A 10,398-nucleotide genomic window follows, 5' to 3' on the forward strand; every position below is an offset into this window, starting at 1 on the left:
AGGGACGGTCCGGGCGCAGGTCCGGCTTACATGCTGTCCTTGGCCGTCACGGCCTTGGTCCAGGCATCGGAACAGCCGGGGTTGGTTGCATCGCAAACCTCGGCCCACGCCGGGAAGGACACGTTGGGCACGGCGGTGCCGACCAGCTTCTTGTCCACATCCGTGGGTTCGACCAGCACGAGGTCATATTTCGTGCCTGTCTCGCAGGGTTCGGCGCCGGTGTTGCAGTTCACCGCATCGACGAACAGTTCTTCTGAATAGGTCCAGATCTTGTCGGTCAGCTTGTCAAACCCGGCCTGCAGTTTTTCCTGCTCTTCCGGCGACAGCTTGTTCCAGGTGTCCAGATTGATGCCATAGCCGTTCATCGCCAGTTGGAAGGCGATCGGCAGGGTATACGACGTCACCTCGGGCCAGCCGGCGGAATTGGCCGAGGACGGGCCGGTGATGGCGCAATCCACCACGCCGCGCGCCAGCGATTGCTGCACCTCGGGGAAACCGATGGGCACCGGCGTGCCACCCACCAGCGACACGAACTCGGCAAGGTTCTGGTCATAGACCCGCACCTTCAGCCCCTTGAGATCTGCCAGCGATCCGATTTCCGGCTCACAGAACAGCACCTGCGGACCAAAGGGCCAGACGCCCAGCAGCTTGGTGTTGAACCGCTCTTGCAGGCGTGCATCGACAATCGGGGCAAAGGCCTCGACCGTTTCGCGGCCCGTGGCGTAATCCGGGTTCAGCCCCACAAGGTCCAGACCAAGGATCGTCGGCTCATCCCGCGACACTTGGGACAGGCGCAGCGACACGATATCGAACAGCCCGCCCTTGAGGATGCGCAGCTGTTCGGTGTCCTTGATGCCGGTCACGTCGACCGGCTGGTAGTCCGCAGTGAACCCCTCCAACCCGGTTTCGGCGGCGAAGTTTTCAAAGAACGGCTGTTCGACGTTCTTCTGGATCAGGCCGGTGGCGACCGGCTGGCCCATGACGCGGAACGTCTCGGCCCCGGCGGGCAGGGACAGGGCGGTCAGCGCCGCCGCGCAGGCAAGAGTGCGGATCATGTCGATGTTCCTTCGGTTTCGGAATGAGGAGTTGTGAGTGGTGGAAGACCAAGGGCGGCAACAGTGCGGAATACGCCCCCCCAGCCGGTGACCTGCGCGGGATCAAGCCCGACCCGCGACAGGCAATACGCCGCCGTGACGGCGACGGAATCGAGCACCGGAATGCCCGTGGCGTCCTCGATGCGCGCGGCCTCTGGCGCGCCGCGAAAATTGGTGCAGACAACGGCGATGGCGTCAGGCTTTGCCTCTGCCACGCGTTCGATCATCGCGCCCACCTGTGCGGGCGGATAGGTGGCGAAACTGTAATTTCCCTTGTCGTTCAGCCTATTGGCGCTGACGACCTCGATCCCCTGCCCCGCATAGTTCGCGATCATCCGGGTTTCGATCTCTTCGACGTAGGGCGTCACCACACCAAGCTTTTTGACCCCCATGCCCCGCAGCAGCGCGTCATAGGCAAGGATCGTCGACGTCGCGGGCACGCCTGTCCGTTCGGTGATGGCCGCGCAAAGCGCGCGGTCCTTGTCCAGCCCCAGCCAAGAGGCAGACGTTCCGTTCCAGGCGATCAGGTGCGGGCGCGCCTCGGCCAGCCGCTCGGCGGCCTCAAGGATCGGCTCCAGCGTGAACTGCGCCTGACTGGCATCGGACATGGAAATCTCGACCACCCGGAAACGGCCGAAATGCGCGCTGGCCGCCTCACCAAAGGGGGCGAACATGGCGCTGGTGTAGGGTTCCAACACGGTGTTGGAACTGGGCGTCAGCATCCCGACGCGGCGGGGTTCGACGGCGGGATAGCTCATGCCGCCACCTTGTCGCGCGCGATATGCCGCCCAATGGCCGCGCCCACGGGCGCGCCGTTTTCCATAACGGTCTGGCCGCGCAAAAGGGTCCGCACCGGCCAGCCGGTGACCGCGAACCCTTCCCACGGGGTGTAGTCCGACCCGTGGTGCAGGTCGCCTTGGGTGATCGCCTTTGTCAGCGTCGGATCCCACAGCACGATATCGGCATCCTTGCCCACCATCAGCGCGCCCTTGTCCGTCAGGCCGTAGATGCGCGCGTGGTTGGTGGCAGTCAGCGCGGCAAACGCTTCGAGGCTGATACGCCCCTTGCTGACCCCTTCGGAAAACAGGATCGGCAGGCGCGTCTCGACCCCCGGAATCCCGTTGGGAATGTTGCGGAAAGAGGCCCGCGCTCCGGGCGCGTCCTTGCCCTTTTCATCGGCAAAGCGGAACGGGCAATGGTCAGAGGAAAACACATCAAACGCCCCCTGCTCCAGCCCCGCCCAGATCGCCGCTTGTTCGCCCGTATCGCGCGGCGGCGGAGAGCAGACCCATTTCGCCCCCTCGAACCCGGCACGGTCCAGATCATCCGCCGTCAGCGTGATGTATTGCGGGCAAGTCTCTGCGTAGACCTTGACGCCCCGTTCCTTGGCGCGCCGGATTTCCTCCAGCGCGGCACCGTTCGACACATGCACCACCATCAGCGGCACGCCCGCCACTTCGGCCAGCGTGGTGGCGCGGTGTGTGGCCTCGCGTTCCACCGGCACCGGGCGAGAGCGCGCATGGAACACCGGCGCGGTGTCCCCTGCCCTTTCCGCCTTGTCGCGCAGAAACTCGATGGCGTCTTCGTTTTCCGCGTGAATCAGCGTCAGCGCGCCTTGCTCTTTCGCGACATCCATCACCTGCAGGATCTCGGCATCGTTCAGGCGCATCCCCTCATAGGTCATGAACACCTTGAAGCTGGTCAGCCCCTGCGCGATCAAGGCTGGCAGATCCTGCCCCAGCGTGACGGGATCGGCGCTCTTGACGATCAGGTGACAGGAGATGTCTGTCAGACACTGGCCCTCGGCGCGCGCAAGATAGGCGGCGGTCGCCTCGCGCAGGCTTTGATCCCCATCAGGCAGGACAAAGGGCATCACCAGCGTATTCCCACCACAGGCCGCCGCACGGGTGGCGCTAGCGAAATCATCCGCCATCTCGATCCCCGGTCCGGACGGTTGGGCGATATGCACATGGCTGTCGATGCCGCCGGGCATGGCGATCAGACCGGTCGCGTCGATCACCTCATCGCCCGACAAACCGGTGCCCAGCGTCACAATGCGCCCATCCCGGATGCCGATGTCGCACTGTGCCGCCCCGGCGGGTGTCACAACCCGCGCGCCGGAGATCACCGTATCATGTGTTGAAAGTTGGCCCTGCATACCCACCGTTCCTGTCGCGTTCGACCAAACGCTAGCGAGGCTTTCGATTGCCAACCATGACAAAATAGGCAAGGTTGTATTCTCAAAATTAGAACGCAATTCAGGGGCGTATCTGCATGAAATTTCACCTCGTTCCGCGCCAGTTGCTGTATCTTGAGGCGGTCGCAGAACACGGGTCGATCCAGGCGGCATCGCGGGCGCTGGGAATCGCCGCTTCGGCCATCGACCGCCACATCAAGACGCTGGAAGAGGCCAATGGAGCGCCGCTGTTCGAACGGCTGCCGCGCGGGATGCGGCCCACCGCCGCCGGCGAGTCGGTGATTGTCATGGCGCGGCGTTGGCGCGCCGATGCCGACCGACTGGAAACCGATCTGCTGGAGATGCGAGGCAAGGAGCACGGGTCGGTGCGGCTGGCCGGTATGGACAGTCTGTGCAACGGCGTGCTGCTGGACCTGCACAAGGACCTGCGCGCCAACCAGCCCAACCTGCGCCTCTCGCTGGACATCATGACCCCGACAGAGGCCCTGCGCGCGCTGGAAGAAGGCACAGTCGACGTCGCCATGACCTTTAACGCCCCGCCCATGCGACACCAGCATGTGCTGTGGCAGCGCAAGCTACGGCTGGGCTGTATCGTGGCCCCCGATCATCCGCTCGCGGGTGCGGAACGGCTGTCGCTGAATGACGTGGACGGCCACGCGCTGGTGTCGCAAAGCGCGCTGATGCCGACGCGGCAGTACCTGGATAACCGGCACGCCTGGTTCTTTGCCGCCAACCGCCCGGTGCTGACCTCGAACTCTATCCAGATGTTGAAGCACGCGCTGGCGCAGGGCGACGTGGCGATGATCACCTCTGAACTGGACGTGCTGCCGGAACTCAGCGACGGCAGGTTGCGGTTCCTGCCGTTGAAAGAGGCCGGGCTGGCCTCGCCCACCATTTCCACGGTGATCGACGCGCGCCGCCCGTTGTCCCGTGCCGCGCGCGTCGTCGCCGAATATCTTGGCACACAAACAGAGGCGCGGCTCAGCGCGGTTGCAGCGGCGCCGTGATCTCTCCGAAGCACTCGACCTGCGCCTGAACAGTGCTGCCCGCCGGGAACCAAGGCAAACCGCAGAGCGATCCGGTGATGATATGCTGGCCGGGCTGCAGCCCGCCGCAGTGATCGCCCAAATGGTCGAGGCACAGCCGCAGGTTTGCCAGCGCAGACCCACCCGGCACCCCCGCCGCGCCGTCCAGAACCACGCGCCCTGCCCCGGTCATCCGCGCCTGCAGCGTGCCGAAATCCGACCCGTCCCAATGGTCTAGCACCGGCCCCAGAACCAGCCCATCGTTCAACTGCATGTCGGCCATCTTTTGCATCGGATCCAGATTATCGCCCGCGAAACGCGTGTCGACCAGTTCCATCACCAGACGCGGGCGGAACAGATCGGCCCGCGGCGCGTCCGTTAGCGGGCGCATCAGTTCGAACGCGATTTCCAGTTCTACCCCGGCCATGTCAGGCGATGGGATCGGCACCTCGCTGTCAAAAACCCGAAGCGACGGGATTGGTGCCAGCATCGGCGGCCCCTCCGGCAGCGCCCCCACCTTGAAACCGGCCACATCGCCCAAGGTCGACTGCACCGCAGCCTGAATGGCAAGCGCCTCTGCGTAGGTGGGAACATGCGAGGGCGGCATGATCGGTGAACCCGTGGCGCGTGCGGTCAGCAGAGTTTCTGAAAAGGCGGCAATCACGTCTGGGCGCATCATGTATTCCTTTGCAACGCAGGCCACGCCTGCCGGCCAAGTCCTAATGAATGCCCGAAGGGAGGTCTAGCGAGACGCTTGCCGGGGTCGGCGGTGGCCCTTAGCACAAAACCTTCCCCGGTCAGGGCCCTGACGGGCAAGGTGGTGAGCGCGCTTCAACCTCTCAAGGTGAGCTCCCCTTCCGCGTCAGCGAGGCCCGTCAGCAAATTGATGTTCATAAGAGAACGGTTCGCTGAACGGGCGTTCTGACAAGTCGCAGCGGTTAGAACACCTTACAGCAGCAACGGCATCATCAAGCTGGCCATGCTGAGCACCAGAAAAAATCCCGCCATGTCGGTGATCGTGGTCAACAGGGGACCCGAGGCCGCTGCCGGGTCCTGTCCAAACCGTTTCAGCAACAAAGGCACGACCCCGCCGATGGAGACCGCCAGCAAGGTGTTTGCGGCCAACGCGCTGCCGATCACAAGCCCGAGCCACGGGTTGCCTTTCCAGACCCATGCTACAAGACCGATCAGCAGACCCAGAGCAATGCCGTTGATGACGCCGACGACCGCCTCTTTGCGCCACACCCGCAGCGCATCCCTTGGCCGTACGATACCAAGCGCCAGTTCCCGCATCGTCACGCCAACGGCCTGGTTACCGGAGCAGCCTGACATGTCCGAGACCATCGGCAGGAACACCGCGATGGCAATGACCGCCGCCAGGGTTTCCTCATAGGCAGAGATCACTGAGGCGGCGAGGATGTTCAGAACGATATTGGCCGAGAGCCACGCCAGCCGCCGCCGCGACCGCAGCCATGTCGGCATCGAGCGCAATTCGTCACCCACGACACCCTGCCGCTTCAGGCTTTCACTCTGGGATCGTGCGAGGGCGGCTTCATGTACGGCGGTGCGCGAGACGACGCCAACCAGACGCCCGTCCGCTTCCACCACGGGAAGCCCGAAGAAGTTGTACTGGTCGAAGAGATCTTCCAGCGCATCCAGAGACGTGTCGGCAACCACCGTGACCGGAGGAACCATGATGGACGACAAGGTGTCGTTCCGCTTGGAGGTCAGCAGACCGCGCAACGACACCACCCCGACCGGACGGCCTTCGTCATCGATTACGTAGGGATGTTGCCCACGGTAGCGTTCGAAGTCCGTATCGTCCGAGACAATCCCCCGCAGCACCGATCCGACCGTTGCCGACGCAGCGAAGGTGAAGGCCTCCGCCGCCATCAGGCCCCCGGCCGTATCGTCGGGATATTCCGCCAGACGCCGGACATCGGCGGCATCGTCCGGATGCAACCTCGCCAGAAGCGCATCCTTGAGGTCGGGTGCGAGTTCGCCGACAATATCTGCCTGCAGGTCGGAATTCAGGCTGTCCAGCACCTCGGCGGCGCGGTCGGTCTCCATGTCTGAGACCAGCTCGCACGCCGCCTCGATCGGGGCTTCGACCACCAAATCCGCTGCCATTTCGACAGGAACCAGAGACATCAGGAGATCGCGGTCCCCGGCCTCGAGCAGTAAGAGTTGACGCAGGGCGGCTGACGGCGGCAACGGTCGCAGCAACTCGACGAGCGCATCCACGTCGCGCGTGTCGAGTGCCTGTCTGACCTGTTCGCGCAGCGGCTTCTCTTCGGCTTCGGGGGTTTCGGGCGGCGTTGTTTTCAGGTCGTCGTCAAGCATCTGGAGGGTCTCCTTTTGCGGCTCGGTGTCGATGCGGTCAGTTCGCATCAGGACACAGGTTCGTTTCAGGTTGGCGGCAAGGGGGCCGCGACTGCGCTGGATCTGATCCTGTCCGTCAGATGATTTCGTCTTCGTCGAACAGAGGGTCTTCTTCCAACTGGGATGTCAGTTCGCCAAGCGTGGCCTCGGCGTCATCGTTGGACCGGACCGCTGCAATATGGAAAAGCGCGTCGCCCTCGTTGACGATGGGCATGACGGCGCGGCCTATGATGATCCCGTCCATGGACGCGGTGAGGTCCACGTCCTTTTCGCCGAACGGGTCCGCAACCGCGCCCAGCACATCCCCTTCGGCGACAATGTCGCCTTCGCGCCGGTAGGTGCGCAGCAATCCCCCCACGGGTGCCCGCACCCAGCGGCTTCGCGCACAGCGCAGCGATCTGGCGCGCGGTTTGCCGCTTTTGTTCGCGGGAAGCATACGCAGGTGGCGCATGACCCGGATAATTCCGGACACACCGGCCCGGACCGCCATTTCGTCAAAGCGCAGACCTTCTCCCGCCTCATACAGCAGAACGTCAACACCGGCCTCGGCGGCCCCACCGCGCAACGAGCCGTCGCGCACCTGAGAGGTCAGGATCACCGGCGCGCCAAAGGCCCGACCGAGTTCCAGCATCCGGGGATTGCCGGGGCTGATCCGGATCTGCGGCAGGTTGGTGCGATGAATGGCAGCCGAATGCAGGTCGATCCCGACATCGCTGCGCTTTACGATCTCGGTCATGAACCGTTCGGCAAGGCGCGCAGCCAGCGATCCGCTCGGGCTGCCCGGAAAGCAGCGGTTCAGGTCGCGCCTGTCGGGCAGGTAACGGGAATGGTTCAGAAACCCGTAGGTGTTGACGATGGGCACCACCAGCAGCGTCCCGCGGATCGACTTCAGCTCGCGCGACGCCAGAAGACGCCGCACGATTTCCACGCCGATGACCTCGTCGCCGTGCACGCCCGCGCTGACAAACATCGTCGGCCCGTCACGACGCCCATGCACGGCATGCACGGACATGGTGACCGGCGTGTGGTCTGATAGCACGCTGACCGGCAGATCGACGGTCAGCCGTGCGCCCGGCGCAATCGTCTGACCACCGATCTCGAATGCGGGACGCTTGGCCATCAACCCTTGCCCCGCGTCTTGGTCGCGCCTTCCTTGGCATTCTTTTCGAGAAACTCGATGATCTTGCCGGCCACGTCCAACCCCGTGGCATTTTCGATGCCTTCCAGTCCCGGAGACGAGTTCACCTCCATCACAACCGGGCCGTGATTGGCGCGCAGCATATCGACGCCGCAGACATTCAGCCCCATGGATTTCGCCGCGCGAACCGCCGTCGAGCGTTCTTCTGGCGACAGTTTGACCACTTCGGCGCTGCCGCCGCGGTGCAGGTTGGACCGGAACTCACCCTCCGCGCCGGATCGTTTCATCGCGGCGATCACACGTCCGCCAACGACGAAGGCGCGGATGTCGGTACCGCCCGCCTCCTTGATGAATTCCTGGATCAGGATGTTGATGTTTGCCCCGCGGAAAGCCTCGATCACCGACTTGGCAGAGCGGTCAGTATCAGCCAGCACGACGCCGATGCCCTGGGTGCCTTCAAGCAGCTTGATCACTGTCGGCGCACCGCCAGCCAGTTTCAGCACCTCATCGGTCTGGCTGGGATCGTGGGCAAAGGTCGTGACCGGCAGACCGATGCCATCCCGTGCCAGCAGTTGCATCGACCGCAACTTGTCGCGGCTGCGCCCGATGGCCACGCTTTCATTCAGCGGATACACGCCCTGCATCTCGAACTGACGCAGCACGGCCGTACCGTAGAACGTCGCGGAGGCGCCGATCCGTGGGATGACCGCGTCATAGCGGGGCAGCTTGGCCCCGTTGTAATAGACATCCGGACGCCGCGACGCGATGTTCATGTAGCACCGCAGTGTCTTGATCATATCAAATTCGTGCCCACGCGCCACGGCGGCTTCTTTCAGGCGTTTGTGGGAATACAGCGTGTGGTTCTGTGCCAGCATTGCGATTTTCATGCTTGTTCCTTTCCTCTGTTTTGGGAATTTCGATCGGACTGCATCCAGGACCGCGACGGATCCACGGTCAGGCGCAACAGGCGCATGGCGCTGCGTCCGATGATGATCGGGTAGGTCATGTCGGATCGGTCGGTCAAAGAAACCTCGACGCGTGCCAGTCGGCCGCCGATCTTCATGGTGGTGGCAACGATGAAGCGATCTTCGGGAATGCCGCTTGTGTTGGTGATGCTGCGTCGATGCAGCAGCGGCAATCGGCATGGGTGCGATACGTCGAGCGCGCCGTGGTCCGGCAAGAAGGTCACCCAGTCACGGCCATCCTGGTGCGTGGCTTCCATATCGGTTGCATGAAGCGCGGTGGTCAGGGCGCCGGTGTCGATCTTGGCCGCGACTTCATGGATGCCAAGGCCCGGCAGCGAAATGGTCTCTCGCCAGCCAACTGTCAGCTTTTTGGGACGGGTTTTCATGACAGGAACGCCTTTTTCCAAGGGTGGGTGCGGATCGGCCTGTCCGCACTAAGGTTCACTGGGGATGGGGCAAGTCCGCCGCGATCTGGTCGGAACCTCACCTTGGGCGAAACTACGATTATTCTCGCGTTGCGGTTCCCGGCTCAGGAGTCTCGGCTTGGGATCGCCGGACTACGACAGGGTCGCGGATCTATCGCGCCGTGGTTTTCGCAAAAGTTCAGGACCGTCTCGACCAGAACATTCACTTGCCGCGGGTGCAGAAGGACGTCAGCGGACGGCACCTCCAGAAACAGGGTTCCGGCGATCGGCCTGAGGTTAGCCGCGATGCCGTCCAACGCACTATGGGATTCGGTGTGGTCCAGTTCGTCCAGAAACAGCAGAACGAGCTTTCCTTTCAGCGTCGAAGCGACCGAATGGTGCAGAACGCGCTGAAAGACTGAACGCGCATTGCGTGTCGTCCCGGCGACCAAGAGATTTGGTCCGCCCGCGGTCCCGTTGATGACGTGGCCGATTGTGCGGCCTCCGACGACCTTGATCTCAACGAACGGGTTTCCGTCGACGCCGATATCGAGGCGCAAACCGGGCGATGGTGTCCTGACGTTTTTCATCCGTGCACCGTAACAGCCGGAACTTCATGACAATAACGAATTTTATTTAATGTTAAAGAGACTTATTCTTATGGAAGAAAAAGCTGAACCATGTGATCTAGAACTATGATTTCATAAGGTTATCGTGAAAAAGTGCTCTGCCCACTGAAATCTGGACCGTTTGAAGCTGGAGTTTTCGGCTAAGTTTCCCTGGCTGGGAGAGGAGCGGCATCGCATGAAAGCATCGCAGTTCACGGAGGCGCAAAAGGCCTTCATTTTGAAGCAGGGCGGGCAAAGCACGCCAGTCGCTGAGATCTGTCGAAGGGGCGGGATCAGCCAAGCGACATATTTCAATTGGAAGAAAAAGTATGGTGGTGACGTCCCGTCTGGTGGTGTAGCTTTCGGTGGTCATCGGGTTTCCCGTTAGTGTCGGTTTGCGAAAACCAACCTGAACCAAGGACTTTACCCGATGACCAAACCCATCATGGACCTGCGTTCGCTTGTCGAGAAGAGCGCAGATGCCGACCTGCTGCGCGAGATGATCGGCTTCGAGGCCGAGCGCCTGATGGAGCTGGAGGTGGGCGCCAAGACCGGCGCTGACTACGGCGAGAAGAGCAGTGACCG

At 62.9% G+C, this 10,398-nt stretch carries 10 protein-coding genes and 2 pseudogenes; 3 read left to right on the top strand and 9 right to left on the bottom strand.

Annotated features, from left to right (window positions below):
• Positions 1–26 precede the first annotated feature (26 nt).
• Genes ACTXGA_RS20710 through hydA form a run of 3 tightly spaced genes read right to left on the bottom strand, consistent with a single transcriptional unit; the run spans position 27 to position 3,252 of the window.
• Positions 27–1,055 (bottom strand): TRAP transporter substrate-binding protein, encoded by a 1,029-nt coding sequence (locus ACTXGA_RS20710; protein WP_443396574.1) that lies wholly within the window; start codon positions 1,053–1,055, stop codon positions 27–29.
• Entirely contained in the window at positions 1,052–1,852 is an 801-nt protein-coding gene (locus ACTXGA_RS20715; protein WP_443396576.1) for a maleate cis-trans isomerase family protein, read from the bottom strand. Before ACTXGA_RS20715 ends, ACTXGA_RS20710 begins: the two co-directional genes overlap by 4 nt.
• The gene (gene hydA, locus ACTXGA_RS20720; protein WP_443396578.1) at positions 1,849–3,252 is read right to left on the bottom strand and encodes a dihydropyrimidinase; all 1,404 of its coding nucleotides are present in this window, start codon (positions 3,250–3,252) and stop codon (positions 1,849–1,851) included. The genes ACTXGA_RS20715 and hydA overlap by 4 nt, the downstream gene beginning before the upstream one ends.
• A gap of 116 nt (positions 3,253–3,368) precedes the next feature.
• Between hydA and ACTXGA_RS20725 the strand changes: the two genes are divergently transcribed.
• A complete protein-coding gene (locus ACTXGA_RS20725) occupies positions 3,369–4,298 on the top strand; it encodes a LysR family transcriptional regulator (protein WP_443396580.1) in 930 nt (309 codons plus the stop codon).
• On the opposite strand, the gene ACTXGA_RS20730 is transcribed toward ACTXGA_RS20725, so the two are convergent.
• From ACTXGA_RS20730 to ACTXGA_RS20755, 6 genes are all read right to left on the bottom strand, one after another.
• The gene (locus tag ACTXGA_RS20730; RefSeq protein ID WP_443396581.1) at positions 4,273–4,995 is read right to left on the bottom strand and encodes a hydratase; all 723 of its coding nucleotides are present in this window, start codon (positions 4,993–4,995) and stop codon (positions 4,273–4,275) included. The two genes, ACTXGA_RS20725 and ACTXGA_RS20730, sit on opposite strands and share 26 nt — an antisense overlap.
• A gap of 269 nt (positions 4,996–5,264) precedes the next feature.
• The gene (gene mgtE / locus ACTXGA_RS20735; RefSeq protein ID WP_443396582.1) at positions 5,265–6,659 is read right to left on the bottom strand and encodes a magnesium transporter; all 1,395 of its coding nucleotides are present in this window, start codon (positions 6,657–6,659) and stop codon (positions 5,265–5,267) included.
• 115 nt (positions 6,660–6,774) lie between these two features.
• The gene (locus ACTXGA_RS20740; RefSeq protein WP_443396583.1) at positions 6,775–7,818 is read right to left on the bottom strand and encodes a succinylglutamate desuccinylase/aspartoacylase family protein; all 1,044 of its coding nucleotides are present in this window, start codon (positions 7,816–7,818) and stop codon (positions 6,775–6,777) included.
• Complete coding sequence (gene rimK, locus ACTXGA_RS20745; protein ID WP_443396584.1) at positions 7,818–8,723, bottom strand: 30S ribosomal protein S6--L-glutamate ligase; 906 nt, start codon at positions 8,721–8,723, stop codon at positions 7,818–7,820. The genes ACTXGA_RS20740 and rimK overlap by 1 nt, the downstream gene beginning before the upstream one ends.
• Positions 8,720–9,208: an ATP-dependent zinc protease family protein gene (locus ACTXGA_RS20750; protein WP_443396585.1), complete on the bottom strand. Its 489-nt coding sequence runs from the start codon at positions 9,206–9,208 to the stop codon at positions 8,720–8,722. Before ACTXGA_RS20750 ends, rimK begins: the two co-directional genes overlap by 4 nt.
• Positions 9,209–9,330: 122 nt before the next feature.
• Entirely contained in the window at positions 9,331–9,765 is a 435-nt protein-coding gene (locus ACTXGA_RS20755) for a hypothetical protein (protein ID WP_443396586.1), read from the bottom strand.
• Between the two features lie 244 nt (positions 9,766–10,009).
• Between ACTXGA_RS20755 and ACTXGA_RS20760 the strand changes: the two are divergent.
• Positions 10,010–10,159, top strand: a pseudogene (locus ACTXGA_RS20760) (transposase); the annotation flags it as partial.
• 84 nt (positions 10,160–10,243) lie between these two features.
• Positions 10,244–10,398 (top strand): annotated as a pseudogene (locus ACTXGA_RS20765) (IS256 family transposase); the annotation flags it as partial.

The sequence above is a fragment of the Antarctobacter jejuensis genome (assembly GCF_052266595.1).
Taxonomy (GTDB): domain Bacteria; phylum Pseudomonadota; class Alphaproteobacteria; order Rhodobacterales; family Rhodobacteraceae; genus Antarctobacter; species Antarctobacter jejuensis.

Bases quoted from the DNA above. Each gene is read 5' to 3' on its own strand.
- ACTXGA_RS20710 (WP_443396574.1), bottom strand. From the start codon at position 1,055: ATGATCCGCACTCTTGCCTGCGCGGCGGCGCTGACCGCCCTGTCCCTG.
- ACTXGA_RS20725 (WP_443396580.1), top strand. From the start codon at position 3,369: ATGAAATTTCACCTCGTTCCGCGCCAGTTGCTGTATCTTGAGGCGGTC.
- mgtE (WP_443396582.1), bottom strand. From the start codon at position 6,659: ATGCTTGACGACGACCTGAAAACAACGCCGCCCGAAACCCCCGAAGCC.
- hydA (WP_443396578.1), bottom strand. From the start codon at position 3,252: ATGCAGGGCCAACTTTCAACACATGATACGGTGATCTCCGGCGCGCGG.
- rimK (WP_443396584.1), bottom strand. From the start codon at position 8,723: ATGAAAATCGCAATGCTGGCACAGAACCACACGCTGTATTCCCACAAA.
- ACTXGA_RS20730 (WP_443396581.1), bottom strand. From the start codon at position 4,995: ATGATGCGCCCAGACGTGATTGCCGCCTTTTCAGAAACTCTGCTGACC.
- ACTXGA_RS20715 (WP_443396576.1), bottom strand. From the start codon at position 1,852: ATGAGCTATCCCGCCGTCGAACCCCGCCGCGTCGGGATGCTGACGCCC.
- ACTXGA_RS20740 (WP_443396583.1), bottom strand. From the start codon at position 7,818: ATGGCCAAGCGTCCCGCATTCGAGATCGGTGGTCAGACGATTGCGCCG.